At 34.0% G+C, this 20,246-nt stretch carries 17 protein-coding genes and 1 pseudogene; 6 read left to right on the top strand and 12 right to left on the bottom strand.

Annotated features, from left to right (window positions below; translation table 11 throughout):
• Nucleotides 1-3 precede the first annotated feature (3 nt).
• Together ACFOZ1_RS03120 and ACFOZ1_RS03115 are read right to left on the bottom strand one after the other, a co-directional pair.
• Entirely contained in the window at nucleotides 4-1,272 is a 1,269-nt protein-coding gene (locus ACFOZ1_RS03120) for a nickel pincer cofactor-dependent isomerase, group 22 (protein WP_390195749.1), read from the bottom strand.
• A gap of 24 nt (nucleotides 1,273-1,296) precedes the next feature.
• Nucleotides 1,297-2,220, bottom strand: a complete 924-nt coding sequence (locus ACFOZ1_RS03115) for an AEC family transporter (protein ID WP_390195747.1) — start codon at nucleotides 2,218-2,220, stop codon at nucleotides 1,297-1,299.
• A gap of 245 nt (nucleotides 2,221-2,465) precedes the next feature.
• Here ACFOZ1_RS03115 and ACFOZ1_RS03110 point away from each other — a divergent pair, with 245 nt between their 5' ends.
• Complete coding sequence (locus ACFOZ1_RS03110; protein ID WP_390195745.1) at nucleotides 2,466-3,170, top strand: GTP pyrophosphokinase; 705 nt, start codon at nucleotides 2,466-2,468, stop codon at nucleotides 3,168-3,170.
• A 96-nt stretch (nucleotides 3,171-3,266) separates the two neighbouring features.
• On the opposite strand, the gene ACFOZ1_RS03105 is transcribed toward ACFOZ1_RS03110, so the two are convergent.
• The gene (locus ACFOZ1_RS03105) at nucleotides 3,267-4,406 is read right to left on the bottom strand and encodes an alpha-hydroxy acid oxidase (RefSeq protein WP_390195743.1); all 1,140 of its coding nucleotides are present in this window, start codon (nucleotides 4,404-4,406) and stop codon (nucleotides 3,267-3,269) included.
• Between the two features lie 142 nt (nucleotides 4,407-4,548).
• Nucleotides 4,549-5,418, bottom strand: a complete 870-nt coding sequence (locus ACFOZ1_RS03100) for an ROK family protein (RefSeq protein ID WP_390195741.1) — start codon at nucleotides 5,416-5,418, stop codon at nucleotides 4,549-4,551.
• A 185-nt stretch (nucleotides 5,419-5,603) separates the two neighbouring features.
• Between ACFOZ1_RS03100 and ACFOZ1_RS03095 the strand changes: the two genes are divergently transcribed.
• From ACFOZ1_RS03095 to ACFOZ1_RS03075, 5 genes are all read left to right on the top strand, one after another.
• Nucleotides 5,604-7,319 (top strand): ABC transporter ATP-binding protein, encoded by a 1,716-nt coding sequence (locus ACFOZ1_RS03095; RefSeq protein ID WP_390195739.1) that lies wholly within the window; start codon nucleotides 5,604-5,606, stop codon nucleotides 7,317-7,319.
• A gap of 312 nt (nucleotides 7,320-7,631) precedes the next feature.
• Complete coding sequence (locus ACFOZ1_RS03090) at nucleotides 7,632-9,920, top strand: ribonucleoside-diphosphate reductase subunit alpha (RefSeq protein ID WP_390195737.1); 2,289 nt, start codon at nucleotides 7,632-7,634, stop codon at nucleotides 9,918-9,920.
• 73 nt (nucleotides 9,921-9,993) lie between these two features.
• The gene (locus tag ACFOZ1_RS03085) at nucleotides 9,994-11,043 is read left to right on the top strand and encodes a ribonucleotide-diphosphate reductase subunit beta (protein ID WP_390195735.1); all 1,050 of its coding nucleotides are present in this window, start codon (nucleotides 9,994-9,996) and stop codon (nucleotides 11,041-11,043) included.
• A gap of 27 nt (nucleotides 11,044-11,070) precedes the next feature.
• On the top strand, nucleotides 11,071-11,514 hold the full coding sequence (locus ACFOZ1_RS03080; RefSeq protein ID WP_390195733.1) for a flavodoxin domain-containing protein: 444 nt from the start codon (nucleotides 11,071-11,073) through the stop codon (nucleotides 11,512-11,514).
• Between the two features lie 207 nt (nucleotides 11,515-11,721).
• A complete protein-coding gene (locus tag ACFOZ1_RS03075) occupies nucleotides 11,722-12,177 on the top strand; it encodes a DUF2269 family protein (RefSeq protein ID WP_390195731.1) in 456 nt (151 codons plus the stop codon).
• 381 nt (nucleotides 12,178-12,558) lie between these two features.
• Here ACFOZ1_RS03075 and ACFOZ1_RS03070 read toward each other — a convergent pair whose 3' ends face one another.
• The 8 genes and pseudogenes from ACFOZ1_RS03070 to ACFOZ1_RS03035 all read right to left on the bottom strand — a co-directional run bounded on the left by ACFOZ1_RS03070 (nucleotide 12,559) and on the right by ACFOZ1_RS03035 (nucleotide 20,133).
• Complete coding sequence (locus tag ACFOZ1_RS03070; protein WP_390195729.1) at nucleotides 12,559-12,999, bottom strand: hypothetical protein; 441 nt, start codon at nucleotides 12,997-12,999, stop codon at nucleotides 12,559-12,561.
• Nucleotides 13,000-13,101: 102 nt separating this feature from the next.
• Nucleotides 13,102-14,511 carry a SpoVR family protein gene (locus tag ACFOZ1_RS03065; RefSeq protein ID WP_390195728.1) on the bottom strand — a complete coding sequence of 470 codons (1,410 nt, stop codon included), beginning with the start codon at nucleotides 14,509-14,511 and terminating at the stop codon, nucleotides 13,102-13,104.
• 415 nt (nucleotides 14,512-14,926) lie between these two features.
• Nucleotides 14,927-16,129, bottom strand: a pseudogene (locus ACFOZ1_RS03060) (protoglobin domain-containing protein); the annotation flags it as partial.
• Between the two features lie 96 nt (nucleotides 16,130-16,225).
• Nucleotides 16,226-16,639, bottom strand: coding sequence for a rhodanese-like domain-containing protein (locus ACFOZ1_RS03055; protein ID WP_390195724.1), 414 nt, complete (start codon nucleotides 16,637-16,639; stop codon nucleotides 16,226-16,228).
• A gap of 29 nt (nucleotides 16,640-16,668) precedes the next feature.
• Nucleotides 16,669-18,042, bottom strand: a complete 1,374-nt coding sequence (locus tag ACFOZ1_RS03050) for a dipeptidase (RefSeq protein WP_390195723.1) — start codon at nucleotides 18,040-18,042, stop codon at nucleotides 16,669-16,671.
• Between the two features lie 115 nt (nucleotides 18,043-18,157).
• Entirely contained in the window at nucleotides 18,158-18,625 is a 468-nt protein-coding gene (locus ACFOZ1_RS03045; RefSeq protein WP_390195721.1) for an S-ribosylhomocysteine lyase, read from the bottom strand.
• Nucleotides 18,626-18,686: 61 nt separating this feature from the next.
• Nucleotides 18,687-19,262 carry a xanthine phosphoribosyltransferase gene (locus tag ACFOZ1_RS03040; protein WP_390195720.1) on the bottom strand — a complete coding sequence of 192 codons (576 nt, stop codon included), beginning with the start codon at nucleotides 19,260-19,262 and terminating at the stop codon, nucleotides 18,687-18,689.
• Nucleotides 19,263-19,482: 220 nt separating this feature from the next.
• A complete protein-coding gene (locus tag ACFOZ1_RS03035) occupies nucleotides 19,483-20,133 on the bottom strand; it encodes a YhcN/YlaJ family sporulation lipoprotein (protein WP_390195719.1) in 651 nt (216 codons plus the stop codon).
• Nucleotides 20,134-20,246: the final 113 nt, after the last annotated feature.

Here is a 20,246-nt window from a genome sequence, read left to right as displayed (position 1 = left end):
TTATTATACTAAATCATCTGAACAATCAAAAGTGAATTCATATAAATCTGAAATTCTCTCTAAATACGGATGTTTCTCTATATCTTCTAACATATTCTCTGAAACTTCAATTTCTCCAATTTCCAATGTATTCTTTATTCTTACAACTCTTGCTTTTGTAAAATCTAAAATGTTACATGTTTTGATTGCTGCTTGAATGGCAGTTTTGTCATTTGTCATTGCTGTAGAGATATGCGTCGGTCCAACGACTGTTGATGTTAATCCATTAGCATATGTTACTTCTCGATTCATTTTGTCAACTAATTTTTGTGTTGTAAAATCGGCTGTTCCTACTCCATTTGCGTTTCCTTCTGTTTGTTTTGTTAAATCCAATACAACCATTTTACTGACATCTGGACCACCATAAGCATAAGGTGTTGGATACCTTCCTGTTATATTCGGATCCATCCCATCTCCACTAATATTTTTTCCTATTTCGTCAATGACAAGGACATCAATTTGGTCAAAGAATAACTTTGGTAAAGATTGTTTAGCTATTTTTTGTAATTCAGGTTCCCTTTGTTCTATTTCTTCAGGTAACAACACTTCCAGTAAAGCAATTCTATCAAACGCATTCTCTACTGTTGCTACTGCAAATAGAATTGGCATTTTATCAATGATAATTTTGGCCATTGCCGGAACATTCTCTGCCATATATTTAAAACCTAATTGATGACAAGCCTCTGCGCCTTTTTGTTTACCTAAACCAATACTAATCATTTTCATAATACCACTCTCTACAGGTCCACGAAAGGCTGTATGTGGCTTGACGCGATTAATTACGACAATTCCATCGGCTTCTGAAGCAAGCTTATCGACATAAATTGGTAATCCATTCTCTAATTCATCAATCTGAATGACTTCCATTGAAGAACGAATCTCTGCACCTACCGCTTCTTCTGTCACTCCTAAATGCTCTAACACCGCTTTTTGTCCATGGCTAGTTGCTCCACCATGACTCCCCATACATGGTACAATAAAAGGACGAGCACCATGTTGTTTCAGATAATCTATCGTTACTTTCGTCGTCTCTACTAATCTATCTAATCCACGACTTCCAACAGCTACAGCAATCTCCATATCTTTCTTAATACCTTTGTGTACTTCTTTCTTTTGGAGTGCTTCTTGTAGCTGTTTTGTTACATCTTCTATTTGTTCGTTATCAAAATGTTGTTTTACTTTCACCATTTTTGGAATAGGTATGTCTTTTACTAAATCATACAAAATACTCATGTTACATGCTCTCCTTTTATTAGTTTAAAATAGTATTTGCGCTAAATAGACTGTCGCTGTAACGGTAAACATACTGACAATAGTAGAAAACAAAACTGTCTGTGCTGCTAAATCTGGATAACTATTATATTCTTCTGCTATCACTGCACTATTCACAGATGTTGGCATTGCAGAAGCAATAAACAATGCTTTTGCTAATATTCCGTCTAGTTGAAATAATTGAATCAAGAAATAAGCGATAATCGGGCTACCTATAAGACGCAATATGGCACTTATATAGACAGCTTTTAACCGAATATTGAACTTCAAACGTGCTACTTGCGCACCTAAAGTGATTAGTGCAAGCGCAACCATTGCATTAGATATATATGTTGCAGAAACAAGGATTGGATCAGGTATCGCTAGGTTTAAAGTATTACATAAAACACCAGCAAGCATTGCATACAAGACAGGCATTTTAAAATAACCAAGTGCTGCTCTCCATTTACCTTCCCGTTGTGCTCTTAATGAAAATATACCATAAGAGAAAAGAAAAATATTTTGTAATGTTAAAACAATCACTTGAACAGACATTGCAAATGGATCACTCTTAAATGCTAAATCATTTACAGGTACACCATAATTACCAGAGTTAAAAAATAAGACACTATTCGTGAAAGTTAGCTGCTTCCCATCCTTGAATTTCATTAAAATTGCAAGTCCAGCTGCAATAAAAAAGAGTGCAACAACAAGTAAGACGAAAAAAAGCAATATTTGTACAAATAAATACCATTCAAATGTAGCTGTATATAATTTAACAAAAATAAATCCTGGTACAACAAAGTAAATGTTTAACTTTGATAGTGTTGCAATATCTAAAGTGAACTTTACATAAAGAATATAGCCAATGACTAATAAAATGAATACAGGTAAAATAATATCTTTAAAAATAAGTAAAACCTCTGTCAAACACTCACCTCTTCTAATTAACAACGTTGTTATTATTATCATATCACACTATAGATGAAAAAGAAATACGTTATATTTAGTTAAAATTTGTTCACATTTATCGTTCCTTTCCATTGTCATATATCCTGCTCGTTGACTTCCATATCATTGCAATTCATAATATAAATAGAAAAGAATACTATCATGTAAAAAGCATAGTGATAGTTCATTCGTACAAGACATCTAGGTAAAGGAAGGAATTACAGATGGTACAAGAAGGACATGAATTAAAACACTTAAAAGTAGACTTAATTCGATTTATGATGGCATATAAGTTCGCATTAGAAGAAGTGAACACAAAGTTTCATATATTACAGGAAGAATTTCAATATATGCATGAGTATAATCCAATAGAGCATATAAAATCTAGAATGAAATCACCCGAAAGTATCTTAAAGAAAGTAAAGAAGAAAGGATTGGAATTATCTATTCCTTCCATTCAACATCATATAAGGGACATTGCTGGCATTCGCATCAATTGTTCCTTTACAAAAGATATTTATGAAATTTGTAATATGTTAACAAGTCAAAAAGATATTACATTAATAGAGGTAAAAGATTATATTAAAAATCCAAAACCTAATGGATATAGAAGTTTACATCTCATTATTCAAGTTCCTATTTTTATGTCGGATCGGGTTGAAAATGTCTATGTGGAAATTCAGATACGTACAATTGCAATGGATTTTTGGGCAAGTCTTGAGCACAAAATTTATTATAAATATAACAAAGACGTGCCCAGCAAGCTAAAAGAAGAATTAAAGGAAGCTGCAGAACAAGCTACATTATTAGATCAAAAGATGGAAAAGTTACACATGGAGATGGATAATATTAAAGCCAAAGATTCCATAGTAAATGAAGATACACTATTGTTTCCTGTTGATATTTTTCAAGCAATGTTAAAAGGTTAATTCTTGTAAACATAACAAGATGTCGAATTGTGAAATGTATATATCCACATTCTTTTTACAGTAGCCAACATCTTGTTATGCTTTTTCTCTATACTACTACTTTTCTCTTTTCATTCCTAATCTTTCTATTTCAGCTAATCTTGCAATTCCCGCTAATCCTAATGTTACTTCTGTTTCTTGGATGAATCGCTCGATTACTTTCTCTACGCCTACCTTACCATGTGCTGCTAAACCATATAAATATGGTCTCCCTATACATACCGCATCTGCTCCTATTGCTAATGCTTTTACTGCGTCCACTCCTCGACGGACTCCACTATCAAATAGTATAGGTATTTGTTTATCTATCACTTCTTTGATTTCAGCTAATGCATCAATCGAAGCAATCACTCCATCTAGCTGTCTACCACCGTGATTCGATACAATTATTCCATCCACACCATATTTTACTGCTAGTAGTGCATCTTCTTTATGCAAGATACCTTTCAATATAATAGGTAACGTTGTACGTTTCTTTATCTCAGCAATCGCATCCCATGTTAATTGTGGATGTTGGATATGTGTGAGAATTTCTTCTATAATTGATTGTTCTTCTTTATCTTTCAGTGATGCCATAAAGACAGGATCTGTTTTGTAATTACCTGACCCATACCCTAATGATAACGGAGAAAATCCTGCTTTCATATCTCCTTCTCTCCAGCCTGCCATCACTGTATCCACCGTTACAACTATTGCCTCATATCCAGCTTTTTCTGCTCTATGGATCATACTATAAGATACTTCAGGGTTTTCATGCGACCAATATAATTGAAACCATTTCGGACCATTTGACACTTCTGCTACTTCTTCTATCGAGCAACTAGAAACCGTACTTAATATAAATGGAACCATGAATTTCTTACATGCTTGTGCCGTTGCTATCTCTCCATTAGTATGCGCTAATTTTTGCATACCGATTGGTGATAATAAAAAAGGGCTAGCATACTTATTACCTAATAATTCGGTAGTTACATCCACTGTGGATACATCATTCAACATCCGCGGTATGATAGACCATTTCTCTAATGCAGTGCGATTTCTTTTTGCTGTTTCTTCACTTCCAGCTCCTTTAGATACATATTGATATCCACCTGTAATCATCTTTTCTTTAGCTACATCTTCCCATTCCTTAAATGTTAAAGGGAATGCCATTTCATTTTCTCCTATTTCCTTCATCAACTTATCACGATTTTCCAAGTTATTACCCTACTTTCTTTATATATAGCAACTATACTCATTCAAACTACCACATAATTAAAAAACCATACCCCGATTGAGATATGGCTTTCTATATACCCTCATGCAACCTGTGGATTCTATCTCAAAACGGCCTCAGATTTTATCCATGGATTGCTAAGTATAATGCACCTTTTACACCAGCTTCATCTGTCAATCCTGGTGGAACAATATATTGATCGATTTCTTTCTCTGTAAGGTACGGAGAACTTACATATCCATTTAGCATCTCTAAAACATTTTTTCTGATTAACGGAAATAATTGCGCTTGCTTCATTACTCCCCCACCCATAATAATTCGTTCAGGTGATAAGATATAGATATAATTAGTAAGTGCTTGTGCTAAATAATATGCTTCCATTTCCCATACTTTCGCATCATCTGCTAATTCATGCCCTTTCTTTCCCCAACGTTTTTCTAATGATGGTCCTGCAGCGATTCCTTCTAAACAATCACTGTGGTATGGGCATGTACCTCTATACGTATCATCAGGATGGCGTTGGACTTTAATATGTCCCATTTCTGGATGCGATAACCCTTTCAATGTTTGACCATGGAAGTAAGCACCAGCGCCAATACCTGTCCCAACTGTAATGTACAAACAAGTATCTACATCTTTTGCATTTCCCCATTTTGCTTCTGACATTGCAGCAACATTCACATCCGTATCAATCACAACAGGAACACCCAATGTATCTTTTAACACATCTCCTAATGGATAATCTACCCAATCCACTTTAGGTGTTTTTTGTAATTTACCATATGTATCACTATTTTTATTAATATCAATTGGTCCAAATCCACCTAATCCTAAACGTTCGATTCCCTTATCTTCAAAAAATGCGATGATTTTAGGAACAGTGATTTCAGGATGTTCAGTCGGGATTGTCAGCTTGTCAAGAATTTCTCCAGCTTCATTCCCTACACCTAAAACAAATTTTGTTCCACCTGCTTCAATTGCGCCTAACAACATGATGTCATCCTCCATTTCGTCTACAACATAATATAAAACTATTGTAGCATAAAATTTGCAATTCGCTATCATAGATTTACAATCCATCTATTCCTTTTACATAAGTTGGTTTCTTTAAGAAAGCAATGTTTTCTTTTTTCTGATATAATGACTTCACACAATTTCATAAGGGAGTATTGCTACAGATGATCAAACAATTTTTTTCTTACTACAAGCCACATAAGCGGCTTTTTATTATTGACTTCTCTAGTGCGGTATTTGTCGCATTGTTAGAACTTGCTTTTCCTCTTGCAGTTCAATGGTTTATTGATGACCTATTACCAGGAAAAGATTGGAATGTAATTGTAACTGTTTCTATTCTTTTATTGCTCGTATATATATTAAGTACTTTCTTACAATTCATTGTTAGTTACTTAGGGCACAAACTAGGAATTAATATAGAAACAGATATGCGCGAAGAACTATTCACACATGTCCAAAGACAATCCTTTCGTTTTTTTGATAATACGAAAACAGGACATATTATGAGTCGAATCACGAATGATTTATTTGACATTGGAGAACTAGCACACCATGGTCCAGAAGATGCTTTCATCTCTATCATGACTTTTACTGGTGCATTTTGGATTATGTTTACCATCAATCCTGAGCTTGCACTAATCGCCTTAGTCATGGTTCCTTTATTAATTGCACTCGTGACATTTTGTAATTTTGCGATGAATCGTGCATGGCATAATATGTATAGCAATATTGCTGACGTCAATGCACGTGTAGAAGATGCAGTCTCTGGTGTCCGTGTCGTACAATCTTTTACAAATGAGGAATTTGAGATTAACCGATTCAAGATAGACAACGGGAAATTTCGTAAAGAAAAGATTCATGCATACAAAATTATGGCCGCAACGCATTCTAGTATGTATATGATGACACGATTACTTACACTTGTCGTATTGGTTGTGGGCGCTTGGTTTGTATTTACTAACCAATTAAACTACGGAGAATTAGTTGGTTTTGTATTGTATACAAATGTATTGATTAAACCAATCGATAAAGTTAGTGCATTACTCGAATTGTATCCTAAAGGGATGGCTGGCTTTAAACGTTTCCAAGAATTAATCAAAAAAGCCCCTGAAATTATAGATAGACCAAACGCAAAGAAAGTCGATCACCTAACTGGAAATATTCAATTTAATCAGGTTAGTTTTTCTTATGACAAATACCAAACCGTATTAAACAATATCGATTTACAAATAACAAGCGGAGAAACTGTAGCATTTGTTGGACCCTCCGGTGCAGGAAAGACGACAATCTGTTCATTAATTCCTCGTTTTTATGATGTAGATGATGGTGCAATAACCATTGATGGAATAGATATAAGAGATGTAACAAAACATTCTTTACGCGCCCAAATTGGAATTGTACAACAAGATGTATTTTTATTTACAGGTACTATTAAAGAAAATATTGCGTATGGGAACAGAAATGCAACAGATGACGAAATTTACCTTGCAGCTAAAAAGGCGCATTTAGACGAAGTCATTCAACAATTACCTGATGGATATGATACGCAGATTGGTGAGCGTGGACTAAAATTATCAGGTGGACAAAAACAGAGATTAGCGATTGCTCGTACTTTCTTAAAGAATCCACCAATTCTTATATTAGATGAGGCAACATCGGCACTCGATACTGAAACAGAACGTCTTATTCAACAATCATTAGACGAATTGGCTACAAATAGAACAACACTAGTGATTGCACACAGACTAGCAACAATTAAGGATGCGGATAGAGTTGTTGTCGTTACAAAAGATGGCATTGCTGAACAAGGAACGTATGAAGAACTTCTAGCGAAAAATGGCATATTCGCTAGATTACATGCAATTCAATATACACGCTAATGATTTAATGACTTGATGATAAAAAATTATAAATCTTTTTACTCATTTTCTTGTCATTTATCTTGAACAAAAAGTCCCTGCTAGTTATAATTAAATACGTTGCATCAACAATTAACAAGATAGAGCTGATTATCTTTAGCGAAAATCAGCTCATATTTTTTTGTTGTCAAAAAAGAGATTATACGATAGAATACAATATATAGATTGAAAAACAAACAACGAATCAATATATAGTATTGTTTGCAATTATTCACTTACTATTACCGCTCTGCGAATAGAGCGCTTTTATTATGTATATGGAGGTTTTTTCACATGACAACAGATGTAGAATCGATCAAGCAAAGTGTGGACGAAGCACTTAAACAAGCACAAGAAAAATACAATCTTGACACAACAGAAATTCGACAAAAAATCGAGGCTTCTACAAAATCACACCTAGACGCAACACAAGAGGCTCTATTCTATTCCTTAAATCGAATCTCCATGGATCAACCAAAATGGACATTTGTTGCTGCACACTTTCATTTAACACAATTATATGAAGAAGCAGCAAAGAACCGTAACTATCATGCTTCTAATAAATACGGGAATTTATATCAATTGTTACAGGCATTAACAGAAAAAGGTATCTATAATGCTGAATTATTAGCTAGTTATTCTGAAGAAGAAGTGAATGAATTAGAAAAAGCTATCGTACCTGAACGCGATGAATTATTTAATTATATTGGTTTATTCCTTTTAGCTGATCGCTATTTAGCTAGAGATCACAATCGTAACTTATATGAATTGCCACAAGAACGATTTATGGTTATCGCGATGACGCTTATGAAAAATGAAGCAAAAGAACAACGAGTAGCATTAATTAAAGAAGCTTACTGGGCATTAAGCCATTTATATATGACAGTTGCAACACCTACTTTATCGAATGCTGGGAAAAGCTACGGACAACTTTCTTCTTGCTTTATTGATACTGTAGATGACTCATTAGACGGTATTTACTTAAATAACTGGGATATCGCACGTTTAAGTAAAGACGGCGGTGGTATAGGTATTTATTATGGAAAGGTCAGAGCATTAGGATCTGATATTAAGAAATTCAAAGGAAATTCATCTGGTGTCGTACCATGGATTCGATTGATTAATGACACTGCTGTTAGTGTGGATCAATTAGGTCAGCGTCAAGGTGCTGTTGCTATTTACTTAGATGTATTCCATAAAGATATTATGAATGGTTTCTTAGACCTTAAAACAAACAATGGGGATGAGCGCCGAAAAGCACATGACATTTTCACTGGTGTATCCATACCTGATTTGTTTATGGAACAACTTCTTACAAAAGACGAAGCAGGAAAAAGTATTGGAGAATGGCATACATTCTGTCCACACCAAGTAAAACAAACCATGGGATGGAAAGATGCAGAAGGAAACGCACTCGGTTTAGAAGATTTTTATGATGAAGTAGATAACAAATACTTCTCAGAAAAATATTGGGAAGCAGTAAATCACCCTCTTCTACCAAGAAAAACATACCGTGCAATGGATATTATGGCACGTATTATGATTGCTCAATTAGAAACTGGAACACCATATATGTTCTATCGTGATGAAGTAAATCGTCAAAACCCAAATAAACACAAACGTGGAATTGGTCGTACATCTATTTACTGTAGTAACTTGTGTACAGAAATTGCACAAAACATGTCACCAACAACGATTTCTAAAGAGTATATCGATGAAGATGGAAATATCGTTATTATTCGTAAACCTGGCGATTTTGTTGTATGTAACTTGTCATCCGTTAATTTACCAAACGCTGTACGTAGTAACGTATTAGATCGATTAATTAAGATTCAAGTTCGTATGTTAGACAATGTTATTGACCTAAACACAATTAGTGTCGGACAAGCTGAAATGACGAACAAAAAATATCGTGCTGTTGGTTTAGGTACATTTGGTTGGCATCACCTTCTTGCATTAGAGAGTATTCACTGGGAATCAGAAGAAGCTGTTGCATATGCTGATAAAGTGTATGAAGATATTGCTTACTATACAATCAAAGCATCTATGGAATTAGCAAAAGAAAAAGGAGCTTATTCTGAATTTGAAGGCTCTGAATGGCACACAGGTGTCTACTTCGATCGTCGTAATTATGAATCAGACCGATGGAATGAATTAAGAGAAGAAGTAAAAACGAACGGAATTCGCAATGGGTGGTTAATGGCTGTTGCTCCGAACTCTTCTACTGCTAAAATTGGTGGTTCAACAGATGGGATTGACCCGTTGTATGCTGTTGAATTTGCTGAAGAAAAGAAAAACTTTAAATTTAAAGTTACTGCACCAGACTTAGATCATGTAACATACAATTATTATCGTCGTGCACGTCATGAATTGGATCAAGTATGGAGCATTAAACAAAACGCCAAACGTCAACGTCATATTGATCAAGCAATCAGCTTTAACTTCTATGTACGTCATGATATTAAAGCAAAAGATTTATTAAATTTACATGTTGCTGCATGGGAAAATAAACTAAAAACAACTTATTACGTTCGTAGTACATCACAAACAGAAATTGAAGAATGTGAAGCATGCCATAGCTAATGTTATGGCTTTGCTTCTCCCTTAATTGAACGAATGCACCATTTTTTTCGAGTGTAATAAAGGAGGATTCTACATGGCTGACATTCATCAACCATTATCAAAAATTAAACTATTAAACCCTACTTATCCAAATAAATCAACAGGTATTATCAATGGAGAATCTTCTGGTTTATTAAACTGGAATGACATTGCTTATCCTCAAATGTATGATTTGTATCAAACATTACTCTCTAACTTTTGGAAAGCACAAGAAATTAATATGCAAGATGATATTAAACAATGGGATCAACTTACAGAAACAGAAAAAGATATATTCTTACGTATTAACACACAATTGGCATCATTAGACAGTCTACAAACACCAACAATGACACATGTTATGGATTATGTAACAGATTCTAGTTTTAAATCTATATTTGCTGTCATTGCTCAACAAGAAGCTGTTCACAATGAGTCTTATTCTTATATTCTCAGTTCCCTTGTTCCTTTAAGAGAACAGAATGAGCGCTTTGATCAAGCAAAAGATGATCCAATCGTTCGAAAAAGAAATCAATTAATTCTAGATAGCTATGACGCATTTCGTGAAGAGCCAACTCCACAACGCCTATTTGAACTAGCTATCAATTCTATCAATTTAGAAGGTATTTATTTCTATGCAGGATTCGCCTTCTTCTATCATCTTGCTCGTCAACAAAAAATGTTAAAAACAAGTACCATGATTAGTTATATCCAACGTGATGAGATGCAACATGCTTACTTTATTTCTCAATTTGTTCGTATCTTATTGACAGAAAATCCTGAATTGAACACGGAAGAGAACATTCAATTTGCATATAAAACAATTGACCAAGCTGTTCAATTAGAAAAAGAATGGGCTAATTATATTTTAAAAGATATCGAAGGCATTGACCTTGAAGAATTCCACGGTTATGTCGAATATCTTGCAAATAAACGTTTCCGTCAAATTGGACTAGATAATTATTATGAAGAACGTAATAATCCAATGGAATGGATTCATGTATTCAGTGATGAAATGATGAATGAAACCAAATCAGATTTCTTTGAACAAAAATCACGCACATATACAAAAGTATCTTCATCTAATGGATTTGATGAACTTTAATTATTACACTACCAGGAGGTTCAAGTGATGAAAGCAGCCATTATATATTCATCTATTACAGGAAATACAGCAACACTTGCTGAGATTATTCATGAGAAAATGGAGAAGCAAGGATTGTCTACAGATTTAATTCCTGTCGATGAATTCAATGAAAATCAACTTTATGAATATGACGTAATTGCAATTGGAACGTATTCATGGGATAATGGCGAACTCCCGCTTGAAATGGAAGAAGTGTATGAAGCGTTCGAAATGCATGACACCAAACATATTATTACAGGAGTATTCGGTACTGGTGACAGTTTTTATCCATACTTTTGCGGTGCAGTGAATGTATTCCGAGATATGCTGTATGTTCACTCAAAATTAGCTGTAACATTAAAAGTAGAATTGACTCCACAAGAAGACGATATAAATCGTTGTGATAAATTCTGTGAACGTCTAATTAGTGAAGTAGTCGTACCAATATAAACCTAGACAAAACAGAGCATTACATCATATAATGCTCTGTTTTTTCATGTCAAAAAACAGAACTTGTGCTAGAATACGACTATGAGTGATGAATTACACAATATTACTCATATACATATGCTAAGTTAGAATATGAAATTACAATTACAGGGAGTTCATTCTATAAATGAATCATCTTATCAGATCGTTTGAGAGAGGAAGTACTATATGCAAACAATTTATTCAATACTTGTTGTTATACATATCTTCTCCGCAATTGTCGGCATTGGTCCAGGGTTTATTTTAACGACAATTGTAAAATCAGCAAAAACAATGGAAGAAATCCGACATGCATTTATATTAAAAACTAAGGTTCATGTCTTTGTTATGATTGGAGGAATACTTGTATTAGTTACAGGTTTTGCAATGGGACTTATTCGTCCATACCTTTTTAATCAAGGTTGGTACATAACGAGTATGCTTTTATATTTCCTAGCATTAGCACTAGGTCCAACTCTATTAAAAAAATACTCCTATCCAATTAAACAGATTATACAAAATAAAGATAGAAACGATGTTCCAAAAGAGTATTTCACTCATTTAAATAAATTATTAAAAGTAGAATATGTAGAAAATACGCTATTAATCTGTGTCATTATCCTAATGATTTTAAAACCATTTTGAAACAAAAGCGAAAGCGCCTGGTTAGAAACGTAGTGACTGGAGTAAATCAAACAAAATAAAGGAATCACGATGAGGGACGAATCGATGATGACTTATACTCACCAGTACAAGTGCGACTAAACCTCATGTGTCCACATGAGGTAAGTCTTCTATGTTGATGATTGATTTGCGAAGTCGCCTAGTTTCTGGGCGCTGGAGCTGGATGAAACAAAAGCGAAAGCGCCCGTTTTCTCTCGTGTTGGAAAAACCCAAGGAAAAAACGGACAAGCTGAATCGGTGGCAAAGCACATGTAAAAACTCATGATAACCTAATAAAGTTATCATGAGCTTTTTGCACAATCTATTCAATTCAAATCATACTATCCTCTAAATGCATACTGATTATACACACTGAAATGATTGAATTCGGTTTAAATCAATTCCAAAGTACACCCAATTGAATCCAGTCCAACGATAACCTGCCACAGATTGTCTCCCTACAAATGTCGGATAAAACCAGAAGCCTTGCCAACGATTTAGACGAATATAAGTATAACGATACAAACACCCTCTAATAGATCCAGGATCTACAGCTTTTACTTGTGGTCCACCAAATGATTGCATTTCAGGTATATGTTGTGGTGGCGGACCTAAAGGTGGTTGATTTGCTTGATTACCTGGTGGCTGCATTGGTGGTCCCCCTTGTAGGAAAAAGGAACCTCCACCTTGATTTGGTGGTGGATTACTTCCAGGAAAGAACGGAAAAAATGGTATTTGTCGATCATCATAAACATTTCCATTGTAATCATAATACTCTGTATGGGATGGATACATATATTCCATTGTGATTAACCCTCCTATCCCTACACTATATGATAACAAGGAAATTGGGTAATTTGTCCATATAAAAATAGGCGCATATCACAATGGTTTATTTATATTATTTCATAAATACTTCTTCACTACTTTCATACCATTCGTAGAGAATAAACATGGTTTCTCTTCCATTACTGTCTCCATATGGACATCTCTTCCCCATAATTTGTAAATGTATGGTAGTGTTTTCTCTAAATACTTTACATCCAATTCGACCCCCTCGAAATGATGCCTAATATACAATTCTCCATTACGCATATAATCCCCATCAATTACCGTTAAATAAGGAAAACCTCCATTCAATCGACTAGAAATGAGTTGATCTCGTACCTCTTCCCAATTTTTATCCACAATTTTATACTGGTGGCCTTTCTTTTGAAATACATATAAATCTTCACGTTCAACTAAATCTTTTGTTAAATAATTGCGCATAAAGGAAATATCCGACTCCAATTCTCTTACCTCAAATATCTTCTCACGTCCACTTCCTTCTTTAACACTTAGTCGTTTCATCTCATCAGTTGGATTGTTATATCTTTCTTCAATATCTTCAAACATCTTCACACCTAGATAATATGGATTTATATGTGTTTTTGCTGGTTGAACAACACTTGCATTTAATGAAGCAAAATCAATCATTTCATCACTAGTTAAATCTAATTCACGAATAATACGTTGGTGCCAAAAAGTAGCCCAACCTTCATTCATAATTTTTGTCTCTAATTGTGGCCAGAAATATAACATTTCTTCCCGCATCATTGTCAATATATCACGTTGCCACTCTTCTAGTTCTCTACTATGTTGTTCAATAAATAATAACAAGTCTTTTTCTGGTTGAGGTGGAAAGGATTGTTTCTTTTTCGAGGTACTCTTCGCTGACTGATTTGGTTCATCTAGTCCCCATAAATCGTCATACTCTGTTCGCTTTTTCTCGATAACTTCTACTTCCTCATTTTTTTCCCAATTTAATTCAGGCTTTAGAATCGTAGGATCAATATGTTCTTGAATTGCTAATACCGCATCTAGAAATTCTTCCACTTCTTTTATACTATATTTTTTTTCATAGCTTTGTACCCGTTCTGCGGTAGCTGCCATACTTTCGACCATATCTCTTTTTGTATTTTGAAACCGAACATTATTTTTAAAGAAATCACAATGTGCTAATACATGCGCTACAATTAATTTATTCTGAATTAATGTATTGGAATTTAACAAAAATGCATAGCAAGGATTCGAATTAATCACAAGTTCATATATTTTACTCAACCCTAAATCGTACTGTAACTTCATTCGATGAAATTGTTTCCCAAAACTCCAATGAGAAAAACGCGTAGGCATACCGTATGCCCCAAATGTGTAGATAATTTCAGGCGGGCATATTTCATAGCGCATCGGAAAATAATCTAATCCAAACCCCTTTGCAATCTCCGTAATTTCAGCAATGGCATACTCTAACTTTCTTTTATCCTCTTCTCGCATCTTCACACCTCCAACATATGGGACTGAACGTTACCACCACAACTCCTTACATATTGTCCACAAGTTTTAATTTTCTCATCAATAAAAACTATACTTGCACTTATACGGTGATAGATACATCATATGAAGAAAACAAGTGAAAAATACGTAATGGGTAGAACAAAAACGAAAACGTACATTTAAAAACGTAGTGAGAGGATGTCTACACTGAATATCGCTATTTCTTTGAATTTTGTCCACGAGCGTCGATTTTATAATTTTTTAATCGACAAAAAAGCCAAATGCTTTAAAATTATCGAAACATTTGGCCTTTTGTAATATGTTATTGTGTCATTGAAACTAAATCTTCCATTTCTTTTGAAATATGTTGGAAAGATTGATTTATATTATCTAAATAGGAAAAAACATCTTCCATTTCTCTTTCTACCATACTATTTTGTTCCTTCGAAGCTTGCATTCTGTCAACTAATTGTTCGAAAAAGTTATAAATTTGTTGCATCCGTTCTGTATTTGATGTAACAGATAATTGTACATCATCCACATATGAGACTACTTTCTCGACTTGATTATTTGTTTTCTCTATTAACCCAGAAACACTACTAACAGAGTGCTTTGTTTGTTCAGCTAATTTGCGAACTTCATCTGCAACAACAGCAAATCCTTTTCCTTCTTCTCCTGCTCTTGCTGCTTCGATTGCTGCATTTAATGCAAGAAGATTTGTTTGTTCGGCTATATTTGTTACCATACTTACAATGGATTCAATTTGCTTAGATATCTCAGCAAGACTCGCACTCTCCATTTTTATATCATTCATTTTAACTTCCATTTCTTGCATGGACTCTTCTTGTTTTTTTAGATCTTCACTTTGATTCTTAGATGCAATAACAACTTGTTCTGATGTATTAGAACCTGTATGAGCATATTCAGTTAGCGTTTCAAATTGGCGTATCATTTTATCTATCGATTGATTAGATTGTTCAAAAATACCCACAAGATTTTGGGATGTATCTTTTATTCGTTCATGGATGACAGCTTTTTTACGTTCCTGTGCTTGATATTCTTCATCAATTTCCTTCTGGTATGCTGCTAACACAAGTTGTTGCTCTAGATTAAGAATTTTTGATGTAGCCGAAATGGCATCATAGAGAGAAATCGTGTCTTCCAATTCCTCTTGAAAAATGCGCATTAAGGAGTTGAGTAAATCTTGAAATGCACACATATACCATTTTGGTTCTAAGCCAATTTTGAAATGTATATATGCAATGCGCATTCTTTTGTTGTAGAATGCTTCATTAATCTCACCTGAGAACATTTCTTGGATATGAATATGTAATGTTTGTTGTAATTTACTTACAGAGCTATGTTGGTTAATGATATCTGTAAGACTGTTTTCAATTTCTAAATTTACATAAAATTGACGTACAATTGGCTCGATATGTTTGGTTACAATTGGTTGTAATTGTTGCAAAATGGCTAGATCATATGAAGTTAATGAAATCATTTGAATTTGTTTCCCTAAATCAGTCTTTGCATCAATTTCTAGTATCACTTTTGATGTGTCTAACTCAAAAGATTTATTTTCAGTTTGTTTTCGTTTATTAAAAAGTGCTTTTTTCATGTTGTTACCCCGCTTATTCAGTTCTTTTTTACTAATTATATCATAATATACACATAACAAAAGACCTAACTATCATTACAAATAGTTAGGTCTTTCTTATGCAAAATGTTCTAATTTCTTTTTGCATTTACAATTTGTTAAAGTATAACCTACAATTTCATACCCTTTATTTTGCAAAAAACGAATCGCTATATTTTTCTCTAGATGATCTGTTGCTACAATATGAAGTTTACTTGATGGAATTTCATTATGGTACCTTCTTAAATATGGTACTGGGATTACGATTGCACCATCAATTACATCATTGGATGCTTGTTGATAGTCTCGAATGTCTAATGTGACGATTTCCATGTCACATTTTTTAGTATTTTCAATACATGGGATTCCCTTTACTGGTGCATAACGAACATATATAAGTTGGATGAAAAGTGCTAGAAGCGCTAATCCAACAATAAAAACAATGAACATGAACTCGCCTCCATCTTCCATAATGGAATATACATCATCCATCATATACCCTTAAAGGTATTATTGTCAAACTATTTTTCTTGACTAAGTTTATTCCAATAATTTGCGATTGTTTGCATTCCTTGATAAAAATTCGTTAATGGAAAACTTTCATTTGGTGAATGTAGACGATCATCCGGTGTACCGAAACCTAATAATACAACTGGAATATCATACATTGCATCTAGCCACTCTACAACAGGTATGGAACCACCCATCCGTACAAAAACTGGATTTTTATGAAATGTTTCTGAAAAGCTTTCTGCTGCTAATTGAATGTAACGATGATTTGGATCTATCCGATACGCTTTCGCAGATAAAGGTTCACGCTTAATAGATACGGTTATTCCTTTAGGTGTATGTTTTTCAATATGGGCTACTAACAAATCTTGTATTTTAATTGGATCTTGTCCTGGCACGAGTCGACATGTTAATTTTGCTGTAGCCGTTGACGGAATAATTGTCTTAGTCCCTTCTCCTTGATAGCCACTATATAACCCGTTAATCTCTAATGTTGGTCGAGCCATTGTATGCTCTGTTGCAGTGAACCCTTCTTCTGATACCGTATCCTTTACACCTGTTGTTATTGCATAATCTTCTGAAGGTGCTTCATTCATTAATTTTCTTTCTTCATCAGATAATGGTTCTACATCGTCATAAAAATGGGCTACTTGAACCACTTCTTTTTCATCTTTCATGGATGCAAGTATATGAGCAATAGCCATTGCAGGATTTCTTATTGCACCACCATACATACCTGAATGTAAATCATTATCAGGACCATTCACGGTAAATTCAAGACCTGTAAACCCTTTAAGTCCATATAAAATTGTCGGTTGATCATTTGCAACCATTCCCGAATCCGAAATGACGGCTAAATCTGCTTTAAACGTTTCTTTTTTCTCTTGCAAAATTTCGTATAAGTTCGCACTCCCGATTTCTTCTTCACCTTCTATACAAACCTTTACATTAATCGGTAATTTACCTGTTGTTTTAAAGAAGGCTTTAAATACTGCTAAGTGCATAAATACTTGTCCTTTATCATCACTAGAACCACGCGCATAAATACGACCTTCTCTTACTTCCGCATCAAATGGATCGCTTTTCCATTGTTCTACTGGATCAACTGGTTGTACATCATAATGTCCATAAAATAATACAGTTGGTGCACTCTCACCTGCTTCTAACCATTCCGCATATACTAAAGGATGTCCTTTTGTTTCTTCAACACTAACTGTCTGAAATCCAGCTTCTTTTAAATAATCTGCAACAAATTTTGCAGTTCGGTTCACATCTTTTTTGTATGTAGAATCAGTACTAACACTAGGAATTTTCAAAAATTGTTTCAATTCTTCTAAATGTGTACTTTTATTTTCATCAAGGTATTCACTTATACGTTCTATCATGTATGGTCACATTCCTTTCCTTTTCTAACCAAATTATAGTGTATCACGATTCGTTATAAGAAAAAACAATCTTCACCAACATTGGCTAAAGATTGTTTTTTCTATTATGCATGTATTATTCCGCAAATACAATATGCCATTCATCTTTACCTTCAAGCATTTTTTTAGCGATTGCTTTTGCACCTTCTAAGCTATGGTTCGCTGCCCAACCACATTGTACTTCATTGCATGCTGGAACTTCCTCCGCTGTTAACACATCATGAAGTGTTTTCTCTAATGCGTCAACAACATCATCAAATGAGTCATTATTCAAAATAGCTAAATAAAATCCTGTTTGACATCCCATTGGTCCAATATCTAATACGTTATCCATATGATTTCTTATGTTCTCTGCCATTAAATGCTCAATCGAATGTAACCCAGCCATATCCATATGTTCTTTGTTAGGTTGACAAAAACGAATATCATATTTATATACTTTGTCTCCATGTGTACCTGTAGTCACACCAACTAAGCGAATGTAAGGTGCCTTTACCTTCGTGTGATCTAAATTAAAGCTTTCTACGTTCATTTTTTTTACCATCTATACCTCTCCCCTCACCTATGTATGCTTTATACATATCTATTTATATTTCCATTGTACATTATTCTTTTACAAATGTAATTTGATTGGATGCTAAAGATTGAATTCTTGCTAGTGATTCAACACGATATCCTTTTTCATGTAATAACTGACGACCGTCTTGGAATGATTTTTCGATAACAATTCCAATTCCAACGACTGTTGCATCTGTTTGATTAACAAGATCAACTAATGCAAGTGCAGCTTGTCCATTTGCAAGAAAATCATCAATAATGAGAATACGATCATTTTCTTCTATAAATTTACTAGAAATTGATATTTCATTTGTCTCCTGTTTTGTAAAAGAATACACTTCTGCTGTTAATAATCCTTCTGTTAATGTTAAAGATTTTTTCTTTCTTGCAAAAATGACTGGAACACCTAATATCAATCCTGTCATTACTGCAGGAGCAATTCCTGATGATTCTAGTGTCACAATTTTTGTAATACCTTCATTTTCAAATCTTTGTGCGAATTCTTCTCCAATTTGTTTCATTAACATTGGATCTATTTGATGATTCAAAAATCTATCTACTTTAAGAACCGTATCTGATAATACGATCCCTTCATCCATAATTTTTTGTTGTAATTTTTCCATATTGTCCACCCCTGTTGACTCGTTGTTTATAAGATAAAGGAATAACTTTCGACTGCTTTTTATATGAGTCTTATCTCATGTATAGATGAGTATTATGTATAATTATCTTTCCATTGTACCATGTATTCTTACAATATGTTATAAAAACACCCCCAAAAGTTCGTTTCATTAGCTCACTTTTGAGGGTATTACATATCACTCTTTAGGAAGATATCTCCTATTATGAAGCATTATCAGGAAATACGCGTTCAATCATATTTCCCATACGATTAAATAAACCTTCAATCGGTTCTCCACTATCTACATCTTCGCTATATTGATTGACTAAATTAAGGAAATCAGGGTTTGTTGAAATATATACTTTTTCAATATCATTATCAACAGATTTTACTGCCTTCACTATTTTTTCCCTTACTTCTTTAGACAATTCATTTTCGTTTTTTGTTGTATTATTGTCTTTATCCCATGACGCAGCCACATATGCATTATTATTTGTTTTCAATACATAGACATTTTGAATAGATGGAATTTCTTTTTCAATTCGTTTTTGAGCTTTTTCGGCTATCTCATATTTCGTCTTATCTTTTGTTGTCTTATCCGTATTTAGTGGCTCAATATTATTGACACTATCCCTATCACGTTCCATCATATTTTTATTTTCTCGATTCACTCTCGTGTCTGTATCGATATTGTTACGATTATAGGAACGATCCACCATTGGATCATTAGATGTTTGATTGTAACCAATTGGGCGTGTATTGTTCATTCCATTATATTCTTCACTATTTTGTCCATATTCATTTGCACCACACGCAGTCAAAGTGATTGTTGCAGCACCAATCAGTGCTAATATATGCTTATTCTTCTTCATCCATTTCCCTCCTTTTAGTTGTTCAAGCGTTCAATAATAGTATGGAAAAATGGCAAGAGAATATCCTTGATTGTCTGGATAAAATAATGGCAATTTGCCCACAAAACGTATTG

It is taken from the genome of Gracilibacillus marinus (genome assembly GCF_042651725.1).
GTDB classification, from domain to species: Bacteria; Bacillota; Bacilli; order Bacillales; family Amphibacillaceae; genus Gracilibacillus; species Gracilibacillus marinus.
The sequence above is the reverse complement of the archived record's forward strand: the minus strand, read 5'-3'. Positions and strand labels throughout refer to the sequence as shown.